Source organism: Bradyrhizobium sp. Ken01 (genome assembly GCF_055807355.1).
The window spans coordinates 100,333-121,177 of sequence record NZ_JBVVPC010000014.1; the positions used below are offsets into that span (position 1 = coordinate 100,333).

The 20,845-nt window shown below is 65.3% G+C and carries 15 protein-coding genes; 10 read left to right on the top strand and 5 right to left on the bottom strand.

The genetic code is table 11. The features are described 5' to 3' along the window. Window positions 1–10: 10 nt before the first annotated feature. On the bottom strand, window positions 11–1,639 hold the full coding sequence (locus AC0L3S_RS16215) for an FAD-dependent oxidoreductase (protein ID WP_473279816.1): 1,629 nt from the start codon (window positions 1,637–1,639) through the stop codon (window positions 11–13). Between the two features lie 109 nt (window positions 1,640–1,748). Between AC0L3S_RS16215 and AC0L3S_RS16220 the strand changes: the two genes are divergently transcribed. Further along, the gene (locus AC0L3S_RS16220) at window positions 1,749–2,291 is read left to right on the top strand and encodes a MarR family winged helix-turn-helix transcriptional regulator (RefSeq protein ID WP_473279818.1); all 543 of its coding nucleotides are present in this window, start codon (window positions 1,749–1,751) and stop codon (window positions 2,289–2,291) included. Here the strand turns inward: AC0L3S_RS16220 and AC0L3S_RS16225 are convergent, their stop codons facing one another. After that, window positions 2,292–3,098 (bottom strand): N-acyl homoserine lactonase family protein, encoded by an 807-nt coding sequence (locus tag AC0L3S_RS16225; RefSeq protein WP_473279820.1) that lies wholly within the window; start codon window positions 3,096–3,098, stop codon window positions 2,292–2,294. It abuts the gene before it with no gap. 372 nt (window positions 3,099–3,470) lie between these two features. Here AC0L3S_RS16225 and AC0L3S_RS16230 point away from each other — a divergent pair, with 372 nt between their 5' ends. From AC0L3S_RS16230 to AC0L3S_RS16250, 5 genes are all read left to right on the top strand, one after another. After that, entirely contained in the window at window positions 3,471–4,982 is a 1,512-nt protein-coding gene (locus AC0L3S_RS16230; protein ID WP_473264181.1) for a caspase family protein, read from the top strand. A 112-nt stretch (window positions 4,983–5,094) separates the two neighbouring features. Further along, window positions 5,095–5,766, top strand: coding sequence for an OmpA family protein (locus AC0L3S_RS16235; protein WP_473279823.1), 672 nt, complete (start codon window positions 5,095–5,097; stop codon window positions 5,764–5,766). A 158-nt stretch (window positions 5,767–5,924) separates the two neighbouring features. After that, entirely contained in the window at window positions 5,925–6,854 is a 930-nt protein-coding gene (locus tag AC0L3S_RS16240) for an efflux RND transporter periplasmic adaptor subunit (protein ID WP_473279825.1), read from the top strand. Beyond that, window positions 6,854–10,003: an efflux RND transporter permease subunit gene (locus AC0L3S_RS16245; protein WP_473264179.1), complete on the top strand. Its 3,150-nt coding sequence runs from the start codon at window positions 6,854–6,856 to the stop codon at window positions 10,001–10,003. Before AC0L3S_RS16240 ends, AC0L3S_RS16245 begins: the two co-directional genes overlap by 1 nt. Window positions 10,004–10,283: 280 nt before the next feature. After that, complete coding sequence (locus tag AC0L3S_RS16250) at window positions 10,284–10,628, top strand: type II toxin-antitoxin system RelE/ParE family toxin (RefSeq protein ID WP_473279828.1); 345 nt, start codon at window positions 10,284–10,286, stop codon at window positions 10,626–10,628. A 5-nt stretch (window positions 10,629–10,633) separates the two neighbouring features. On the opposite strand, the gene AC0L3S_RS16255 is transcribed toward AC0L3S_RS16250, so the two are convergent. Next, a complete protein-coding gene (locus AC0L3S_RS16255; protein ID WP_007599026.1) occupies window positions 10,634–11,308 on the bottom strand; it encodes a Crp/Fnr family transcriptional regulator in 675 nt (224 codons plus the stop codon). Window positions 11,309–11,543: 235 nt separating this feature from the next. Here AC0L3S_RS16255 and AC0L3S_RS16260 point away from each other — a divergent pair, with 235 nt between their 5' ends. The 3 genes from AC0L3S_RS16260 (at window position 11,544) to AC0L3S_RS16270 (ending at window position 17,417) form a co-directional block, all read left to right on the top strand. Continuing rightward, window positions 11,544–13,622, top strand: a complete 2,079-nt coding sequence (locus AC0L3S_RS16260; RefSeq protein WP_473279831.1) for an AsmA family protein — start codon at window positions 11,544–11,546, stop codon at window positions 13,620–13,622. Window positions 13,623–13,898: 276 nt separating this feature from the next. Next, window positions 13,899–16,346 (top strand): adenylate/guanylate cyclase domain-containing protein, encoded by a 2,448-nt coding sequence (locus AC0L3S_RS16265; protein ID WP_473279833.1) that lies wholly within the window; start codon window positions 13,899–13,901, stop codon window positions 16,344–16,346. Window positions 16,347–16,589: 243 nt separating this feature from the next. After that, entirely contained in the window at window positions 16,590–17,417 is an 828-nt protein-coding gene (locus tag AC0L3S_RS16270; protein WP_473279835.1) for a hypothetical protein, read from the top strand. On the opposite strand, the gene AC0L3S_RS16275 is transcribed toward AC0L3S_RS16270, so the two are convergent. Together AC0L3S_RS16275 and AC0L3S_RS16280 are read right to left on the bottom strand one after the other, a co-directional pair. Beyond that, window positions 17,418–18,707, bottom strand: coding sequence for a Spy/CpxP family protein refolding chaperone (locus tag AC0L3S_RS16275; protein WP_473279837.1), 1,290 nt, complete (start codon window positions 18,705–18,707; stop codon window positions 17,418–17,420). It abuts the gene before it with no gap. A 142-nt stretch (window positions 18,708–18,849) separates the two neighbouring features. Continuing rightward, a complete protein-coding gene (locus tag AC0L3S_RS16280; RefSeq protein WP_473279839.1) occupies window positions 18,850–19,857 on the bottom strand; it encodes a LysM peptidoglycan-binding domain-containing protein in 1,008 nt (335 codons plus the stop codon). Between the two features lie 200 nt (window positions 19,858–20,057). On the opposite strand from AC0L3S_RS16280, the gene AC0L3S_RS16285 reads away from it, so the two are divergent. Continuing rightward, complete coding sequence (locus tag AC0L3S_RS16285) at window positions 20,058–20,768, top strand: TolB-like translocation protein (protein ID WP_473279841.1); 711 nt, start codon at window positions 20,058–20,060, stop codon at window positions 20,766–20,768. Window positions 20,769–20,845 lie beyond the last annotated feature (77 nt).

Sequence of the window (20,845 nt, forward strand, 5' to 3'; positions counted from 1 at the left end):
AATCCTCAATTCAATTCAAGCCTTGGGCGCGTGACAGCGCTGCCGCGACGCCAGCGCGCGTGGGGTGACGGAAGCGCGCCGCAACGTAGCCGTCCGGCCTGAGTAGGTAGGCTGAGCCTGGTTCCGCATCATAGCGCTTTGCGGTGAGCCCCGCCGGATCTGCGAGCCCGTCCTCACCGCCGATGCAGATGTCCTTCACACCAACGGGCGCCTCAATCGCCGTGCCATTGCTGAACGACAGCAACGTGAACTCCGTTCCGCCCTGCCGGAATGCATCCGTCAAATAGGCTTGCTCGCCCGCGCGTGTCGCAACGGGAGCATCGAGCATCGAACAACCCGGGAGCGGTCCACCGCGCCAGGCGTCCGCATCCGGCGATGACAGTGGCGAGTCATAGCTGCACGGGACCGAGAGCCGCCCGCCATTGACCATGCGCTTGCCGAATTCCGTTTCCTTGGCCAGCGACAGCACCGCCTTGCGCAGTCGCGCCTCCTGATGCGAGTTCGGCGCCATGAAATCGGTCGAGCGGGTGGACTCGCGGATGTTCTCGTCGGCCGCCAGACTGCGCTCGACATGATAGCTCTCGAGCAGGCTCGCGGGTGAGGCGCCGCGCAGCACGCGGTCGAGCTTCCACGAGAGATTCTCGGCGTCCTCGAGTCCCGAATTGGCGCCGCGCGCGCCGAACGGCGAGACTTGGTGTGCGGAATCGCCTGCAAAAATCACGCGGCCGTGGACGAAGCGGTCCATCCGCCGACACTGGAATTTGTAGAGCGAGATCCACTCGAACTCGAACTTGTCATGGCCGAGCATGCGCGCAATCCGCGGCCGCACGTTCTCCGGCTTCTTCTCGACGATGGGGTCGGCATAGCGATTGAGCTGGAGGTCGATGCGCCAGACATCATCGGGCTGTCGGTGCAACAACGCCGAGCGCCCCGCATGAAACGGCGGATCGAACCAGAACCAGCGCTCGGTTGGGAATTCCGCGGTCATCTTGACGTCGGCGATCAGGAACTGGTCCTCGAACACCTGTCCCGCAAAGTCGGCGCCCACCATCTGCCGCAGCGACGAGCGCGCGCCGTCGCAGGCGACGACATATTGCGCGCGCAGGCGATAGGCGCCCTCCGGCGTCTCGATCGTCAGCGCGACGGAATCGTTGCGGCTCTCCAGCGCCGTCACCTTGTTGCGCCAGCGCAGGTTGATCTCGGGCAGCTCGCTGATGCGGTCGACCAGATAGGCTTCGGCGTAATATTGCTGGAGATTGATGAAGGCCGGCCGCTTGTGACCGTCGTCCGGCAGCAGATTGAACTGGTAGAGCTGCTGCTCGCCGTGGAAGATGCGGCCGACGCTCCAGACCACGCCCTTCTCGACCATGCGGTCGCCGACGCCGAGCCGGTCCCAATATTCCAGCGAACGTTTCGAGAAGCAGATCGCGCGCGAGCCCTCTCCGATGCGGTCGGCATCATCCAGAAGGACGATGCGCTGGCCGCGCTGGGCAAGGTCAATCGCCAGCGACAGCCCGACCGGGCCCGCACCGACGATCACCACGGGATGCTCGGCCGCGCTCTGGCCGGGACGATCCTGATCGGGGTGGCGGCGATAGCCGAACTGGGTTTTGGCCTGATGCGTATTGGCCTTCGCCATGCGCTAACCTCGGCTCTGGTCAGGAGAGGCCTGATCTGCTAATAGTCTCACGTGCAACTATTTTGGACCGGAGCCGGCCGGCCGTCAACTGGAATTCGGAGCGCTATCCTTGGCGAGGACATCCAGCGACATCGCGCTGAAGACACGCGAGGCCGATGAGGCTTCAGCGCGGCCAAAAACGCGGCTGGACCTGTTCAGGTTCGTGCCGTTCCGCCTCAACCGGCTCGCGGCGGAGGTCAGCGCCGCGCTTTCGGTCGAATATCAGGAACGTCACGGCCTCGACATCCCGGCCTGGCGTGTGATCGCGACGCTCGGCTTCCGCAACGATGCCTGCAGCGCGCAGTACGTCGCGCAATGCACCCGCACGCACAAATCCACCATCAGCCGCGCGGTGACCATGTTGCTGCAACAGGCCTTGATCGAGCGCGTCGAGAACGAAGCCGACCGCCGCGAATTCCGCCTCCGACTGACGAGGAAAGGCCGCACGCTCTACGAGGAACTGTTTCCGCAATTGCTGCGACGGGAAGACGAGATTCTCGCCTGCCTCTCTGCGCACGAACGCAAACAGCTATCGACGCTGCTCGGCAAGATCGAACAGAGCCTCGACCTGATCCAGACCAGCGAAGAGGCCGACGCCAAGCAGGCGTATTGATCACTTCGCAAACGATCGCGACGGCGGCAAATGCAGCGCCCAGACATCGCCGTGGTCGCTGGCGCGCGGATAGATCTCCGTCACGATCGGATCATGCCCGGGAATGAACCGGTCAGGATGGCCGGCGAGACGCTCGATCGTCTCCCAGCCAACCGCCATGTCACCGACATTATAGACGATCGGGAACGGGCTGCGGCGCTGGAGATTGGCGTAATAATGCGCGGCGTCGGACGCAAGCACGACGGGCCCGCGTGCAGTCTCGACCTTGACCACCTGCAGGCCGTCCGAATGGCCGCCGACGCGGTGCACGGTCACGCCGGGCGCGACCTCGCCGTCGCCGGAATAGAAATTGACGCGCTCGCCATAGACATGGCGGACCATCTGGGTGACGTGCTCGACCGAGAACGGATGTCGCAGCAGTCCGTTGCACATGCAGCGCCCCGTCGCGTAGGCCATCTCGCGCTCCTGGAGATGGAAGCGCGCGTTCGGGAAGCGGTCGAGATTGCCGGCATGGTCGTAATGCAGATGCGTCACGATGATGTCGCGAATGCTCGCTGCCGCGACACCAAAGCGCTCCAGCGCATCGACCGGATTGAGCGTCAGCTTGCGCGCCCGCGCGGACGCTTCCTCGGCATTGAAGCCGGTATCGACCAGGATGTCGCGCCCGTTGCCGCGGATCAGCCAGACGAAATAGTCGAGGTCCTGCGCCGCGCTGTCATGCGGGTCGGGCGCGAGGAAGTTCATATTGGGGGTGCGCGGCGACATCGTCGCATAGCGCAGGGCGTAGATTTCGTAGGCGTTTCCCATGGTTTTGATCTTGCTCTTTTGTGGATGCACCTTCAGGGCGATCGACCGCACCAAGCCATCGTCCACCGCAAAGGTCAAACACCGGAGGTTGCGAAGGAAGCCCGTCCGCAATGTGAGACCAATCACATTGTTGTCGCCACGGCTGCCCTAACGTGCAGCCGCAATGACAACCAGAATGCATCGCGTGCAATCGTGACCGCCCGTTTATTCCCCCCGCAAGGTGCCCAAGTGTCGCGGTCAATTGTCGCGATAGCGCCGAATCCGCAAGCGGTTGACGCCCCCGTTCCCCGGTTTGATAATGCACATTGCGTAAGTTAAGGTCGCCGCGGCGCAAGCTGGAAACGGCGCCTTTTTGGCTGGATCGCGCTAATTATGAAAATTCGCCTGCTTTTCGTTCTGTCCTTGCTCGTGTCGCTCATCCCGACCGCTCCGTCACTGGCGGCCGGCGATCGCTTTGCGCTGGTCATCGGCAATGCCAAATATCCGGACGCCGACGCTCCCCTGAAGGAACCGCTCAACGACGCGCGCGATGTCGCCGACGAGCTCAAGCGCGACGGCTTTTCCGTCGAGACCGGTGAGAACCTGACCGGCGACGGCATGCGCCGCGCCTTCGACAAGCTCTACGGCAAGATCAAGCCGGGGTCGGTGGCACTGGTGTTCTTCAGCGGCTTCGGCATCCAGTCCGCGCGGCAGAGCTATTTGCTGCCGATCGATGCGCAGATCTGGACCGAATCCGACGTGCGGCGCGACGGCATCAGCCTCGAAACCGTGCTCGGCGAGCTCAACACCCGCGGCGCCGGCGTCAAGATCGCGCTGGTCGATGCCTCCAGGCGCAACCCGTTCGAGCGCCGGTTCCGCAGCTTCTCGGCTGGCCTCACCCCCGTCATCGCGCCGAACGGCACCCTGGTGATGTATTCGGCGGCGCTGGCCTCGGTGGTCTCGGACGCCGGCGGCGAGCACAGCCTGTTCGTCCAGGAACTCCTCAAGGAAATCCGCGTCCCCGACCTGATGGCCGAGGAGACGCTGAACCGCACCAAGATGGGCGTCACCCGTGCCTCCAGGGGCGAGCAGGTGCCGTGGATCTCGTCGTCACTGGCCGAGGATTTCTCGTTCATTCCGGGGGCCGGCGGCTCGCGCCCGACAACGACGCCACCACCTGCGCCTCCCGCGCCGCCGCCGGTCGTCGCCAACAACCCGCCGCCGGCTCCGCCCGCGCCACCACCTGTGCCGCCGAAACCGGCCGACACAGTGGCAGCACCGGCTCCGTCACCGAAGCCGCAGGTCGAGGCTGCCTTGCCGCCGGCACCGCCGCCGCCACCGCCTGTCATTCCGGCCGATCCCGTCACCGCTCCGAGCATGGAGAGCGGGCCGAGTGCGGCCGTGCTGGCCGAGGACCCCACGATCAAGGGGCTGACCGCCAAGATCGCGGCCAATCCGGACGACGTGAACGCGCTTTACCGGCGCGGCCAGGTCTATGCCAGCAAGGGCGCCTACAGCCTGGCCATCAAGGATTTTGACGAGACGCTCCGGATCAACCCGAAGGACGTCGAGGCCCTGAACAATCGCTGCTGGACCCGCACCGTGGTCGGCGACCTCCAGGGCGCGCTGAAGGATTGCAACGAGGCCCTGCGGCTGCGACCGAACTTCGTCGACGCGCTGGACAGCCGGGGGCTCGTCAATCTGAAATCGGGGGCGGTGAAGAACGCCATCGCCGATTTCGAGGCTGCCCTGAGGATCAATCCGCGCCTGACCTCCTCGCTGTTCGGACGCGGGATCGCCAAGCAGCGCAACGGCTCGGCCCAGGAAGGTGCACTCGACATCGCCAATGCCAAGGCAATGGACCCGAACATTGTTCAGGAATTCGCAAGCTACGGAGTGCGTTGATATTTTTTTGAACCGGGGCCGATGTGCCTCGAACCCGCGACGGCCCCTTTACGGGGCGGCTTACTGCAGGATTTTCGAACCGCGCCAGCTGGCTGCGCAGGAGGGACTGGCTATGAGATTGGCTGCAAAGGGACTTACCGCAATCCTGTCCATCATCACCGTTAGCGCCGCGCTGTCGCTGACGATCCCGCTGGCATTCGCGGGCGACGACGGCAACAGCAAGAACGTCACCGAGGACGAGATCGTCCGCGCGCTGGCGCCGCCGTCGAAGAAGCCGCTGACCCGCGGCCTCTCGATCGCTCCGCAGGCCGATCCCGCACCAAGTGCGACGGAGACCAAGCTGATCCAGTCCGTGCGCGGCCGCTCGACACGGTCGCTGTCATCGACCGAGCGCGAAGAAATCGCGTCGGCGGCCAAGGACAAGCCGAACATCGATCTGGAAATCACGTTCGACTACAACTCGGCCAATATCAGCGCCAAATCACTTGCCTCGGTCCAGGCGCTCGGCCGCGCGCTGACCAGCCCCGACCTGAAAGGCTCGACCTTCGTGGTCGCCGGGCATACTGACGCCGCCGGCGGCGAGAGCTATAATCAGGATCTGTCGGAGCGCCGCGCGGATTCGATCAAGCGCTATTTGGTCGACAAATACAGCATCTCCGCGACCGACCTCGTCACCGTCGGCTACGGCAAGAGCAAGCTGAAGGACCCGGCCCAGCCGATGGCGGAGGTCAATCGTCGCGTGCAGGTCGTCAACATGGAAAACAAGACCACCGCATCGAAGTGAGCACGACGTAATCCTTTGAAGTGACAAGTCGTGATGTGGTGTAAAGTCTCGCTTCCAGCGCGCGTCCCGCAGGCTTGCGGGACGCTGCTTTATTTCAGGGAAACGCTCTTCATGGGCCGCGCGCGGATGGCCGTGAGCCAGGCCAGGACGATCCGGCAATGAACCTCTCCCAATATCTCAAGCCGGCCGGAACGGTGGTCTTCGTCGTCGCGCTCGGCGTCGGCTATTATCTGTTCGAGCACCGGCACCGGGCCGAGCCCAAGGAAACCCCGAGCGAGGCGCTGGTCATCGTGACCAAGTCGACCAATGCCTGCTTCTCGGACCTGGTCCGGGTGACCGGCTTCTTCGTGCCGCGCCGCGAAGCCGTGGTCATCGCCGACCAGGAGGGATCCAGGGTCACCGACCTCTTCGTCACCGAGGGCACCCTCGTCACGGACAATCAGGAGCTGGCGCGCCTGACCGCGCCGCCCCAGATCCCGGGCCAGCCGCAGCGGCCCGGCCCGCAAGGTCCGGTCTCGCTGAAAGCCTCTGCGCCGGGCCTCGTCACGGAGGTCCGCACCATCGTCGGCGCGCCGGCCTCGCCGCAGGCCGGCCCGATGTTCCGCATCGCCGTCAACAACGAGATCGAGCTGGACGCGCAGGTGCCTGCTGTGCACATGGCCAAGCTCAGCTCCGGCGCGACCGTGCGCATCAGCCGCGACGACGCGCCCGATCTGATCGGGCGAGTCAGGCTGGTCGCGCCCGAAATCGATCGCGCCACCCAGCTCGGCCGCGTGCGCATCAGCGTCACCAACAATCCCTCGCTGAAAGTCGGCGTGTTCGCCCGCGCCTCGATCGACGCCAAGCGAAGCTGCGGCGTCGCGGTTCCCAAGACCGCGATCGACCATCTCACCGTGCAGGTCGTCAAGGGCAACATTGTCGAGACGCGCAAGGTACGGGTCGGGCTGTCATCGGACAGCGCGACGGAAATCCTGGAAGGCCTCAACGTCGGCGAGATCGTCGTCGCCGACGCCGGCTCTTCGCTGCATGACGGCGACCAGATCAAGACCATGTTCGCTGATGAACTCGATCGCACGCGGGTACGCTGATGGCTCTCAATATCTCGGCATGGTCGATCCGCAATCCGCTGCCGTCGGTGGTTTTTTCGATCATCCTCCTGATCCTCGGCTGGGTGTCGTTCACCAAGCTCGCAGTGACGCGGCTACCCTCGGCCGACATTCCCGTGATCTCGGTCGCGGTATCGCAATTCGGCGCGGCACCCGCCGAGCTCGAATCCCAGGTCACCAAGACGGTTGAAGACGCCGTATCCGGTGTCGAAGGCGTCAGGCACATCACCTCGCAGATCACCGACGGCTTGTCGGTGACGACGATCCAGTTCGCGCTGGAAACCAACACCGACCGCGCGCTCAACGACGTCAAGGACGCGGTGACGCGCGTGCGCTCGAACCTGCCGCAGAACGTCACCGAGCCGCTGATTCAGCGCGTCGACGTCATCGGCCTGCCGATCGTCACCTACGCCGCCATCTCGCCCGGAAAGACGCCGGAGCAGCTCTCCTATTTCGTCGACGACGTGGTCAAGCGCGCGCTGCAGGGCGTGCGCGGCGTCGCCCAGGTCGAGCGCATCGGCGGTGTCGAGCGCGAGATCCTGGTCTCGCTCGATCCCGACCGCCTGCAGTCGATGGGGCTGACGGCCGTCAATGTCAGCCAGAGCCTGCGCGGCACCAATGTCGACGTCGCCGGCGGCCGTGCCGAGATCGGCAAGAACGACCAGGCGATCCGCACCCTCGCCGGCGCCAAGACGTTGAGCGATCTCGCCGGCACCATGATTCCGCTGTTCGGCGGCGGCGAGGTCCGGCTCGACGATCTCGGCACCGTGACCGACACCATCGCAGACCGCCGCACCTTCGCCCGCTTCAACGGCGAGCCGATCGTCGCGCTCGGCATCAAGCGCTCCAAGGGTGCCAGCGACGTGAAGGTCGCCGAGGCCGTGCAGAAGCGCATCGACACGCTCAAGGCCACCTATCCCGACGTCGACCTGAAGGTGATCGACACCTCGGTTGAATATACCAACGGCAATTACCACGCGGCGATCTCGACCCTGTTCGAAGGCGCGATCCTCGCCGTCGTCATCGTGTTGTTGTTCCTGCGCGACCTGCGCGCCACCATCATCGCCGCGATCTCGCTGCCGTTGTCGATCTTCCCGGCGTTCTGGGCGATGGACCTGCTCGGCTTCTCGCTCAACCTCGTCAGCTTCCTCGCCATTACGCTGTCGACCGGTATTCTGGTCGACGACGCCATCGTCGAGATCGAGAACATCGTCAGGCACATGAACATGGGCAAATCGCCCTATCGTGCTGCCCTCGAAGCCGCCGACGAGATCGGCCTCGCGGTGATCGCGATCTCGCTGACGATCATCGCGATCTTCGCACCCGCGAGCTTCATGTCGGGCATCGCCGGACAGTTCTTCAAGCAGTTCGGCATCACCGTCTCGGTGCAGGTGTTCTTCTCGCTCCTCGCGGCGCGCTTCGTCACGCCGGTGCTCGCCGCCTACTTCCTCAAACATGGCAATCACCAAGAGCCGCCGCCCGGCCGCGTGCTGCGGTCCTATCACAGGCTCGTGGCCTGGTCGGTGAAGCACTATTTCATCACGGTGCTGGCCGGCTTCGGCGTCTTCGCTGCCTCGATCTGGAGCATCACGCTGCTGCCGCAGGGTTTCCTGCCGGCGCAGGACAGCTCGCGCTCGCTGGTTGCCCTCGAGCTGCCGCCGGGCACGCAGCTCGCCTACACCGAAAAAGTCACTGAAGACATCGTCGCGCGCCTGCGCAAGCGGCCCGAGGTGAAGAGCATCTTCGTCGACGGCGGCCGCGTTCCACCGGGGACCCAGGAAGTCCGGCGCGCCGCCTTGATCATCAACTACACGCCCAAGGACAGCCGCGACATCACCCAGCGCGAGCTCGAATTCTCGATCAGCCAGGAGCTGGAGAACATTCCGGACATCCGCTTCTGGTTCCTCGACGAGAACGGCCTGCGCGCCATCTCGCTGGTCGTGACCGGCGCAGACGCCAACATCGTCAACAACGTCGCCAGCGAGCTCGCGACGCAGATGAAGCGGATTCCCACCATCTCCAACGTGATCTCGGAAACCACGCTGGAGCGGCCCGAGCTGCGCGTCGAACCGCGCGCCGATCTCGCCGCACGGCTCGGCGTCTCGACCGAAAGCCTGTCGCAGACCATCCGCGTCGCCACCATCGGCGACGTCGGCCCCGCGCTCGCCAAGTTCGACGTCGGCGACCGTCTGGTGCCGATCCGCGTGCAGCTCGAGGATGCCGCGCGCGGCAATCTGAAGACGCTCGAACAGTTGCGCGTGCCGCTCGGCGAGCATGGCGAGAAGGGCGGCGTGCCGCTCTCCGTCATCGCCGACGTCAAGCTCGACCAGGGTCCGACCAGCATCAACCGCTACGATCGCGAACGACAGGCGACCGTCGCGGCCGACCTCGTCGGCTCCGCCGCGCTCGGCGACGCCACCAAGAAGATCTACGACCTGCCGGTCATGAAGAGCCGGCCGAAGGGCGTGAAGGTCTCACCCTCCGGCGATGCCGAAAGCCTGAACGAACTGTCCGAAGGCTTTGCCACCGCGATCACGGCGGGCCTGATGATGGTCTACGCCGTGCTGGTGCTGTTGTTCGGCACCTTCCTGCAGCCGATCACCATCCTATTCTCGCTGCCGCTCTCGATCGGCGGCGCGATCGCGGCCCTGCTGGTCACCGGCAAGCAGCTCACGACACCGGTGTGGATCGGCATTCTGATGCTGATGGGCATCGTCACCAAGAATGCGATCATGCTGGTGGAATTCGCCATCGAGTCCATTCACGCCGGCACACCGCGCGAAGAGGCCATGATCGACGCAGGCATGAAACGCGCACGCCCGATCGTGATGACCACGATCGCGATGGCCGCGGGCATGATGCCGAGCGCGCTCGCGGTCGGTGCGGGCGGCGAGTTCCGCTCGCCGATGGCGCTCGCGGTGATCGGCGGCCTAATCTTCTCGACTATCCTGTCGCTGGTGTTCGTGCCCGCGATGTTCATGGTGATGGACGATCTCGGCGCCCTGATCTGGCGCTTCGCCAAGCGGCTGGTCGTGCACAGCGAAGATGCGGAGGGCGCCGGTCATCACGGGGCTGCGCCGGCCGAAGCAATGCCGCGGCCGAAGAACATCGTGCATCCTGCGGCGGAGTAGCTATTGCCTCCAGATCTCGGGCTCGACATCGGTAAGTGAAGTGCTATCTTTCGGGAATGAACCTCATAAGCCGAACGCTTGAGATCGACGCCGACACCGATGCCCGTCTCCGGGAGATCGCGTCCGAGCGAGGAAAGGACGTCGCAACGGTTCTCGCAGAGGCCGTCGCATTGCTCGATTCAATGATCGACGTTTCTAGTCCAGACCTCGCAGAGGACCGCAGTCGTTACGATGATTTCAATCGCACCGGTCTAGCTGTGCCACTCGACGCCGTTAAAACGTGGGTGGCAAGCTGGGATTCGGCAGACGAGCTGCCCCGTCCCCAGCCGCGCAAGGTGAAATGATCCACCTTTCGCCAGCCGCGGTCGAAGACATCGAGCGGCTGCGAACATTCCTCGATACTGTTAATCCTGGCGCCGCGAAGCGCGCCTTGGCCTCGATCTGGAAGGCAATCGATCGGCTGCCGGAATTGCCGGCGCTGGGCAAACCGACTGAGGATGCCGTCATCCGCCAAATCATCATCCGCTTCGGCTCGTCAGGTTACATCTTGCGATATGTCATCGCTCCCGAGACAGGCGATATTCTCATTACGAGAATCTGGCATGGCCGTGAGGCACGGACCTGACGCCCCTACTCGTTGCGCGCGATCGCCGTCAGCTTGGTCATGTTCCGCAGCAGGATGCGGCCGCGCTGGAGATCGAGGATCGCTTCCTTGCGCCAGGCCTGAAGCTGGCGGTTGACGCTCTCGCGGGCGGCGCCGACGAAGACACCGAGTTGCTCCTGCGAAATGTGCACCTCCGAGCCGAAATCGGCGGCGAGCGCGCAGAGGCGCCGCGCGAGGCGAACCGGCAGCGGCTGGAGCATGGACTCTTCCATGCGCTCGCTCTGCCAGCGGATGCGCTGGCACAGCAGCGCGATGATCTTGATCCCGACCTTCGGCTCGCGTTCGAGGAAAGCGAGAAAGTCTTCGCGCCGCAGCACGAACAGCTCGCTGGCTTCGCCCGCGGTCGCGTCCGCAGTGCGGCTCTGGCCGTCCAGCACCGCAACCTCGCCGAACAGGTCGCCGGGCCCCATGAAGTTCAGCGTGAGGCGGCTGCCGTCGGAGGCGCCGGTCTCGATGCGGACCTGGCCTCGGCGCACGCCGAACAGCGCATCGCCCGCGTCGCCCTTCTGGAACAGCACCTCGCCATTCCCCAGATGCTGAGTGTGGCAGAGATTCGCCAGCCGCTGGAGCTCGTCTGCGCCGAGATCGGCGAACATCGCATTCATCTTGAGGATGACCGCAAATTCGGCCTGCTTGCTCATTTCAATGTCCTTGTGAATTTCGTTGGCAAATCGCTTGGAACCATCAACATCAGGATCGCGTAAAACCGCGCCGGGGAAGTGTGCCATAAGTCACATAACTTTGCAGCACCCCCAGACTATTTTTACGTGCTTGGAGCCGCTTCCCGTCCCGGGATAAACTCAGGCGCAAAGGACGGGTGGAAATGACGGTCATGTGCCGGATTCGACGCCGATCGCTCGCCGCTGGAAAGTCGACATGAGAGCCGTGAAATTCGCCGGCGCGGCGGTGGCCGCAATCGTCATCGTGATCGCACTCCTGCTCGTGGTCGGGATTCCCTCGGGCTTCCTGACGTCGAGGATTGCCTCGCGGGTCGAGAGCGCGACCGGCTATCGCCTGTCGATCGATGGCACCACCAGAATCAGCCTGTGGCCGACGCTGAACGTGACGCTGAACGACCTCACGCTTGCCGACCCCAAGGACCGCAGCGGCATCGCGCGCCTGACCATCGACAGCGTGCAGGCCGACATGTCGCTCTCGAGCGTCTGGTCGGGCCGCCCGAAGATCAGCGAACTCGTCGTCACCCATCCCGTACTCTACCAGCCGCTGCTGCGCGAGCGCCTGCCGAATGCCGGCGGCACGTCGAAGCCGGTCGCGCTCGATACCGACGGCGCCGCCATCGACCGCATCAAGGTCACCGATGGCGAGATCGCATTCGCGCGCGTGCGCGATCGCGTCGAGAGCCGCATCAGCGCCATCAATGCCGATGCGATCGTTGGCCGTGATCGCAAGATCAATATCACCGGCACCGCACGGGTCGGCGAGCATCCGACCAAATTCGACATCAAGGCAACCACGCCGGCGCCGCCGGCCGACCGGCCGACCATTCCGGTGGATTTCGCCATCGACATGCCGGACGTACTGAAGTCCCGGCTCGCGGGTCATGCCGAGATGCGGCTGAGCGGTGACGTCGTGATGATCAACGGCGTGAGTGGCACGCTCGGCGATGGCGCGTTCAACGGCTGGGCCTCGGTCGATATCGCGAGCAAGCCTCTGGTCAAGGTCGATCTCGACTTCCAGCGGCTCGCGATTCCGCTGGCGAAATCGCCGGAAGGCGCGTCCGGGCAGCCCTGGAGCGATGCGCCGATCGACGTCTCCGGACTCAACTATGTCGATGCGCAAATCAGGATCTCCGCGCATGAGGCGGTGATCGGCGAGGCACGGCTCGCGCCGCTGGCGGTCGATGCAAAACTCGCCGGCGGCGTGCTGAAGGCCGGCACCGCCAATCTCGGCGCCTATGGCGGCCAGGTCTCGGGCGAATTGATCCTGGATGCGACCAGCGGCGCGCCGAGCTTTGCCATGCATTCCGACCTCGCCGGCGTGCGCGCGCTGCCGCTGCTGCAGGGCCTCGCCGAATTCGACCGGATCGACGGCAAGCTGCAGGCCAAGCTCGCACTGCGCAGCGCCGGCACCAGCCAGCGCGCGCTGATGGCGAACATGCAGGGCACGGCCTTCGTCAATTTCCAGGACGGCGCCATTCGCGGCATCAACGTCGCACAGATGATCCGCTCGCTGACATCGGGCACGCTGTCCGGCTGGCAGGCAAACCAGGACAACAGTCGGGAGCAGAGCACGGATTTGTCGCAGCTCTCGGCGTCGTTCCGGATCGACAAGGGCCAGGCGGTGACCACCGATCTCAGCCTGACCGGACCGCTGGTCCGCGTGACCGGCGCCGGCACGGTCGCACTCGACACCAAGATGATGGGCTTTCGCGTCGAGCCGAAGCTGGTGATGACGACCGAAGGCCAGGGCCGCTCCGCCGAGCCGGTCGGCTTCGGCATCCCCGTGATGATCCAGGGCACCTGGTCGCAGCCGCGGATCTATCCCGACATGGCCGGCATGCTGGACAATCCGGACGCCGCCTATGCCAAGCTCCGTGAGATGGGCAAGGGGTTGTTCGGCGCTGATGGGGCCGGGCTCGGCAATATTCTGGGAAGCCTTGGCCTCGGGGGAGCCACCGCGCCGGGTGGCGGCAATGCGGCCGGCAATGCCAATCCGCAAACCCAGCAGCCCGGACAGAACAACCCGCTCGGCGGCCCCTTGGGCGAGGCGATCGGCAATCTGATCCAGCAGGGACTTTCCGGTGGCGCGGGAAACGGCACTGGGACTGCCACCGGCACAGGCACTGCCACCGGCCGCAGCCGCAGCCTGCCTGCAGCGCCATCCACATTGATGCCGCAAGCCTCGCCAGCGCCCTCCGGCCTGGAGGACCCGCCGGCGGCGCAGCAGGACAGCCAGCCGATGAACGACGTGCTGCGGCAGCTCTTTAATCGATGATTGCAGGACCAAAGCGCTGGACTCCCAGCCCTCCCTTGCCAAGGCCATCCCCTTACATCGGCGTCCCCGGCCGCGGCTTCCTCCAAACGGATGAGACTGCGACAATTCACCATGCTTCCGCCTGCCCAGCGTCCAAGGGAAGTAACCACGGCGGGTAACCACGCCGGCTGCTCGGCCGGCTCCCTTCACAGTCCCCTGGACCAAATTGTGCTAGAAGGCTCGCAGGGTCCGTGCGGCCCGTAGCGCCGGCGCCGATGGCGGCGCGAGAGGATCGGGATGGCAGGAGCGAACGACAAGACACGGTTTCTGCGCGAGGGTCTGTTCGCCAAATATGTCGTCTCCCTCGTCGGCCTCGTCGTGTTCGTGCTCGCCGTCAACGGCGCGATGGAGAGCTGGATCTCCTACCGCGCCACCAAGACACAGCTGACCGACGGTCTCGAGGACAAGGCGCAGGCTGCCGCGCGGAGGATCGAGCAGTCGATCTCCGAACTCGAGCGCCAGATCAGCTGGGTGACGCGGGCGAGCCAGGACACGCTCGAGAAGCGCCGCGCCGACTACGCCCAGCTGCTGCACCAGGTCTCGGTCGTCACTCAGCTGTTCCAGCTCAACGGCGACGGCCGCGAGGTGCTGCGCGTCTCGCGCCAGTCGACCACGACCGGCAGCAATGCCGATCTCTCCCGCGACATGCGCTTCACCGACACGGTCGCCCGCGGCGTCAGCTACGCGCCGGCCTGGTTCTCCGACCGGACGCCGTTCATGTCAATCTCGGTGGCGCATTCCGGTTTCAACGCCGGCGTCACCGTGGCCGAGCTCGATCTCAGCTTTCTCTCCGAGTACCTCTCCGACGCACAGGTCGGCAAGGCCGCCTTCGCCTATGTGGTCGATCCGCGCGGCCGCGTGCTGGCGACGTCCTCGAAGGGGCCCGAGATCGGCAAGGACCTCTCGAAGCTGCCGCAGGTTGCGGCCGCGGTCGCACCGGGCCACGAGCCCGACAATTCGGGCACCGACTTCAACGGCCATGCAGTGATGAGCGCGGCGAGCACTGTGCCGAAGCTCGGCTGGAGCGTGTTGTTCGAGCAGCCGACCACGCAAGCCCTGATGCCGATCCGCGACCAGCTGGTGCGCATCGCGCTTTTGATCGGCATGGGCCTTCTGGTCGCGATCCTCGCCGGCACGCTTCTGGCGCGCCGCATGATCATTCCGATCACGGCGCTGCGCGACGGCGCGCACAAGCTCGGCGAGGGCGATTTCAGCCATCGCATCGAGGTCCACACCGCGGACGAGCTGGAAGATCTCGCCGGCCAGTTCAACCGCATGGCCGACCAGATCCAGGAGACCTATTCGGACCTGGAGACCAAGGTCGAGGAGCGCACCCGCGATCTCGCGCAGTCGATCAACGAGCTCAAGGTGCTGGAAGAGGTCGGCCGCGCGGTCGCCGCCTCGCTCGATCTCAACGCCGTGCTGCCGACCATCGCCGCGCGTGCGATCGAGATCACCCATGCCGACGCGGTGCTGATCTACGGCTATGACGCCGAGGTGCGCCGCTTCAATCTGGTCGAGGCCAACGGCATCGACAAATCCGCCGACGGCGCCCATGTCACGATCGACGAAGGCGAGAATATCCTGAGCGATGCGGCCGGGAGCGGCGAACCGATCGCGATTGCCGATCTCGACCAGGCCTCCGAGCAGCCGCTGCGCGACGTCGCGGTCGATGCCGGCTTCCATTCGGTGCTGGTGGTGCCGCTGGTCGACCAGCAGGGCACGCTCGGCTCGCTGGTGGTGCTGCGCCGCGCCAACGGCGAGTTCGCCCCAAGCATCATTGGCCTGATGCGCACCTTCGCCAACCAGGCCGTGCTGGCGATGCGCAATGCGCGGCTGTTCACCGAGGTCGACCACAAGGGCCGCGAGCTCGCGGCTGCGCACGAAACCGTGCAGCAGCAGGCCGCCAAGCTCCAGGAGCAAACGGAGCAACTCCGCAACTGGAACCGTTCGCTGGAAGAGCGGGTCGAGAAACAACTCGGCGAGATCGGCCGCATCAAGCGGCTCGAACGTTTCCTCGCGCCGCAAGTCGCGCAGCTGATCGCCTCGTCCGACGGCCACGACGCGCTGCTCGACAGCCATCGCCGCGAGGTCACCGTCGTGTTCTGCGATTTGCGCGGCTTCACCTCGTTCACGGAGGCGACCGAGCCGGAAGAGGCGATGAACGTGCTGCGCGAATATCACGCCGCGCTCGGCGAGCTGATCCACCGCTATGAAGGCACGCTCGACCGCTTCGCCGGCGACGGCGTCATGATCCTGTTCAACGCGCCGATTCAATTTGCCGACCACACCAAGCGCGCGGTGAAGATGGCGGTCGAGATGCGCGATGTGATCGGCCAATTGACCGAGAAATGGAAGAACCGCGGCCACTCGCTCGGCTTCGGCGTCGGCGTCGCCATGGGCTACGCCACGCTCGGCCAGATCGGCTTCGAGCAGCGGCTCGAATATGCCGCGATCGGCAGCGTCACCAATCTCTCCTCCCGCCTCTGCGACGAAGCCAAGGCCGGCCAGGTCGTCGTCAGCCGCCGCGTCTACGGCATGGTCGAGCCCTGGGTCGAAGCCCGCGCGCTCGACGATCTCGTGCTCAAGGGTTTTAACCACCCCGTGCTCGCGATGGAGATCCTGTCGTGGCGCGAGGAGGTCGAGAACGTCGTGGATGCCGCCGCAGCAAGGCGGCGCGGGTAGCCAAAACAAAAGTGCGAAAAGAACCCCATGCACAGTAGCCGGGGCCTGCAAGATCAATGGGTTACGCGGCGCCGAAAATGACCGGAAGCGGTTTGACTCGTCGGGCAAAACACCGGCAGGATGGCAGCATCCCCGCGAACCACATCTCTCATCGTCGCGACTAACGATCGCCTCCGCGTCGAGGCGTTCGGATGGAGACGACCTGTGGCGTTTGCCTTGCCTTCGCGTGCGTATGATTTGCAGATGCTGGACCGGCCCGCCGATCACGCGCGTGATCACGGTTGGGTCTATGGTCTGCCGCCGGGCATCAGCAGCGAGCAATGGCCGCTTGATCCCGTCACCGGGTTTCCGCTGATGCACGGCTTCACGCTAAAACTGCCGGACGATTATCGCGTGCACGGCGAGGACATCGTCGCGGTGTCGTTCTTTGCCACGGCGTCCGATCACAATGACGGCGGGGCGCCCGACGATCCCGAAATTCGCGAGGCGGTGCAGGCGCGCCCCTCGCATCCGCGGCTCTCGCGCATGACTGACATCCTTGACTACGAATATGCCGCGCTGCTGTTGACGAAGCGTGAGTATGAGGGCGCGTTCGCGACGCCGCCGGCACCGCTTGCGCTTGTGACGGCGGAGCGGCCGCGCTGGCTCGATGTCGGCGGCGCCAGCGCTTTCTTCGAATCCGCCCCGCCGTTCGCGCAGAAGATGTTCGCACGCCCTCCGCGCGCCGATCTGGCGGAGAATCTCGCGATCGCCTTGATGCCGCGCGCGACCGATCCCAATGCCGGCAAGGCCCCGCAGGACCCGCACTTCCCGCGCAACCCGCCGAGCGGCTATCAGCCCTATTACCATTATGCCGGCGGCGTGCCGAGCCGCGACAATTTCCGCTTGCACGATTGGAGCAAGGACCACGCCCACAACCATCTCGGCGGCACCATGCGACCCTGCCAGGCGGTGCCGGAGATGAGCCCGTTCTACGTCGAGTTCGAGGAATATTTCGGCGGCTATAATTTCGGCGGCGGCAACGCGCAGCTCGACTTCAAGGACATGAAGTTGGAGTGGGCGTGCGGGTGATCACACCCCGCGCTTCGGCCCCATCGCCTCGAACCCCGCCTTCTGCTCGTCGCTCAGATCCGCCTCGAAATCATCGAGCGCGTCGCTGACGCCGTTCACCGCTTGCAGCATCGTCTCCAGCCGCGCCTTCACGGCGGTGAGGCGGGCCTGTGGTGTCGCTGCCGCCTGTGACGGACAGGCGCTGAGCGTTTCCATGGTGCGCAGCGTGGTGTCCTGGAGCACGTCGAGGCGGGCGCGGCCGGTGTCGTCGAGCTTGAGCGTGGAGGCGATCTCGGCCGCGGGCCATTGCTGCTGCACGAGCTGCTCATATTGGCGCTGCAGCTTCTCGTCGTAGCGGGGATCGCTGTCCGCCTGGCAGGCCGATGCCGCCTGCGGATTCTTTTGCTGGACCGCTGCGAGCGCGGCGCGACGGTCCTTGGCCAGGCCATCGAGTTTGGCCTTCTGGTCGCCGTCGAGGAGGTCGACGAATTTTGCCAGCGCGGGTGCGACGGCGTCCGTGGCCTTGATCATGGCCTCGATGCGCTCGCGCATCAGGCCGAGGCGCTCCATGGCTGTCGCGGGGACCTGCGTCGGACAGGCAGCGCGGATGGTGTCGCGCGCGGACAGCCAGGCGGTCGCGAGTTCGTCGAGCGCTGTGCGCTGCAATTCATTCGGCTGCACGATAGCGGCGATGCGATCGACCGGCAGTCCGCCGGTGTCGCTGGCATCGCAGACCGTCTCCGCGGTCGGGACTCGCCGTCCGCGCCGGCCGTGCGGCGCGGTGTAGGCGGCGAGCTCGGTGGCCGCATAAGGCGCGAAGATCGCGGCATAGATGTCGCCATAGCCATAGAGCGAGAGGCTGGTCGTATCGCCGAGGATGATTGCAGTGGTGAGATCGTCATGCGCGAACGGCCAGAACACCGGGCCGACCCAGCCGTAGCTGCCGTCGGGGTGGCGCCACCAGCCCTGCGGACGGCGGCCGCCACGCCAGCCGGACAGCGCGGCTTGCGCCGTCATCGCTGCACGCATGACGTAAGGATTGGCAGGCTGCCCTCGTTCAACACCGCGGGGATCTTGCGACCTCAATGCTGCGGAGCGGTATCGGCCGCCCCGCACCGCCATCCGGGCATGGCGCAGGCGCGACATGCCGATCATGTGGCCGACGGCAAAGCGCGCGACACCGAGCGGACCGCCGCGGAAGCCGAACTGCGCCTCGGCGCGACCCGGCAACAGCACCGCCAGAATCACCAGGGTTGCGCCTGATAGCGCCAGCCCCAGCCTTGGCCTGAGCCCCAAGCGTGATCTCGACATGACCACTGACCTGTCCACCTTGGCCCTCCTCCGGCGCCAAGCACGCATCGCGTCGCATCACAATGACGCTCGAGGGAACCAAATGTTCCGGAAGCGCACAGGGCAAAGCGTCGCAACGCGCCCCGGCAGAGCCGATGCGGTGTTACTCCGCCTTCTGCGGCACCACGAAGGTCTGGCCGGGATAGATCAGATTGGGATTGTGGATCTTGGCGCGATTGGCGTTGTAGATCACGGCAAAGCGCGCGCCGTCGCCGTAAGCGAGCCGGCTGAGCGCCCACAGGCTGTCGCCGCGGGAGATCACCCGGCTGCCGCCCGTTTCCGCCGGTGCACCGCCGACGATTTCGGCCGGCGATGCCGATGCGACGGTCGTGGCCGCGGGCGCCCGCGCCATGCCCCCCGACGCGCCCTTGGGTTTCGGTGCGCCCATCATTCGGGGCCGGGCCGCGGGCCTATCCGATACTGATGCCACGGCATCCGACTTGTCGTCGGGCTTCTCGGCCTTCGCTTCCTGCTTCGTCTCTTGCCGCGCGACCGGAACAGGGCGCGCGGGCGGCGGTGCGGCTTCGGCGATCGTCACCGGCATGCTGCGGCCGGATTGCGTGACGGTGCCGTCAGGCGATTTCGCCCGCAAGGTCAGCTCATAGGAACCGGCGGGAAGCTGCGGCGGCGTTATCACGAACTGGCCCGACGCATCCGCCACCACCGTGTCGAGCGGCTTGCCGTCGCGCAGCAGCTCGACCTTGGCGCCCGGCGTCGCCCGGCCCGCGATCACCGCCGCCTCGCCGTGATCGTCGACGCGCGCCACGTCGAAACGGGGGCCGATATCGGCAACCGCCGACGGCGGCTTGACCGGTGCAAGATCGGCAAGCGCGGCCGTGACCTGCTTTTGCGTCTCGGCCAGTGCACCCGCCTTCGACTCGGGGGGCGGCGCCGGAGATGCAGCTGGTGCCGGCGCCGCGACAGCGGCGAGCTTGGGCTGTTCCGGCTTGGGTTCGACCTTGGGCTCGACCTTGGGTTCCGGCTTGGCGGCGATGTCGGTCTTCGCCCCCATCGGCAGCAGGCGACGCAGCTCGGTGGGGCCGATCACCAGCACGGCGCCGCCCACCGCGAGCAGACAGAATGCAATGAAGGCCTTGGTTGCGGTCACCATCGGAAACGAACCTTGATCAGGAAGAACCTTGATTTGGAAGAACCTGCAAATCAATCGAGCCGGCAAGTTGCGCCGTTTTGGCCACGGCAGCAAGACGGTCGATAGGATGATGAGCCGGCGTCGGGGATGAACCAGCGCAGGCCCGCCGGCGTCAAATGATCGAGGCCGCACCGGGGCATTTTTCTCGAGGAATTTTTACCGTGACCGCATTTTACCGTCCCGCACAATTGCCGGTACTTGGGCTGGTGCTTGCCCTCATCCTGGCCGCAACTCCGGGACTCGCCGCGTCCGGCCCGCCGCCGGATTACATCCTCACCGACAATGCCGATCTCGCCTTCACCTCGCCCGACGGCACCACGGCGATCGAGCAGTACATGAAGGACAGTGGAGATTTCGACGTCAAATGGCAGGCCTGGGCGAGGCGTGGTGGACAGATGACGGAGCTGAAGCCCGAACAGGGCTATGGGGCCGGCTTCCGTTGGACACCCGACTCGCAATGGCTGATGCGGATGCAGAAGACCGGCTCCGGCGAGCAGGATCTCTTTCTCTATCATCTCGAGAACGGCGCCTTCGTCAGCGCGACGAAAAAGAAGTCGCTCGGCGATCTCGCCTGGGCCTATTTCTACGGCCGGCCGGAGACGAAGCGGTTCGCCAAACTCGACTTCCATATCTCGGCTCATCTCATGCAAGGCAGCGAAGAGGCCTATCGCGGATTCGGCGTGGAACAGCCCGAGAACCGCTATCTCGTGATCTCGCTCGCGGGCGAATACGACAAGCACCCCAGGAATACCGTCATGAAGGGCCTAGGCGGCTGGCACTGCCGCTACGATCTCACGACTGGGCGCTTCGACGTGCCGGCGGTGTTCGCCAAGATCAACGCGGAGGCGTTGAGATGGGAGGTCCGGCGCTGATCGCGATGGAACCCGCGGGAACCCCAACCCTCTGATTCCATTCCGATTCATGTTTTCCTAACCCTTACTGGTAACGC

Coding starts and splice junctions, on each gene's coding strand:
- AC0L3S_RS16245 (WP_473264179.1), top strand. CDS start 6,854: ATGGCTCTCAATATCTCGGCATGGTCGATCCGCAATCCGCTGCCGTCG.
- AC0L3S_RS16215 (WP_473279816.1), bottom strand. CDS start 1,639: ATGGCGAAGGCCAATACGCATCAGGCCAAAACCCAGTTCGGCTATCGC.
- AC0L3S_RS16230 (WP_473264181.1), top strand. CDS start 3,471: ATGAAAATTCGCCTGCTTTTCGTTCTGTCCTTGCTCGTGTCGCTCATC.
- AC0L3S_RS16225 (WP_473279820.1), bottom strand. CDS start 3,098: ATGGGAAACGCCTACGAAATCTACGCCCTGCGCTATGCGACGATGTCG.
- AC0L3S_RS16275 (WP_473279837.1), bottom strand. CDS start 18,707: ATGTCGAGATCACGCTTGGGGCTCAGGCCAAGGCTGGGGCTGGCGCTA.
- AC0L3S_RS16280 (WP_473279839.1), bottom strand. CDS start 19,857: ATGGTGACCGCAACCAAGGCCTTCATTGCATTCTGTCTGCTCGCGGTG.
- AC0L3S_RS16255 (WP_007599026.1), bottom strand. CDS start 11,308: ATGAGCAAGCAGGCCGAATTTGCGGTCATCCTCAAGATGAATGCGATG.
- AC0L3S_RS16235 (WP_473279823.1), top strand. CDS start 5,095: ATGAGATTGGCTGCAAAGGGACTTACCGCAATCCTGTCCATCATCACC.
- AC0L3S_RS16260 (WP_473279831.1), top strand. CDS start 11,544: ATGAGAGCCGTGAAATTCGCCGGCGCGGCGGTGGCCGCAATCGTCATC.
- AC0L3S_RS16270 (WP_473279835.1), top strand. CDS start 16,590: ATGCTGGACCGGCCCGCCGATCACGCGCGTGATCACGGTTGGGTCTAT.
- AC0L3S_RS16265 (WP_473279833.1), top strand. CDS start 13,899: ATGGCAGGAGCGAACGACAAGACACGGTTTCTGCGCGAGGGTCTGTTC.
- AC0L3S_RS16240 (WP_473279825.1), top strand. CDS start 5,925: ATGAACCTCTCCCAATATCTCAAGCCGGCCGGAACGGTGGTCTTCGTC.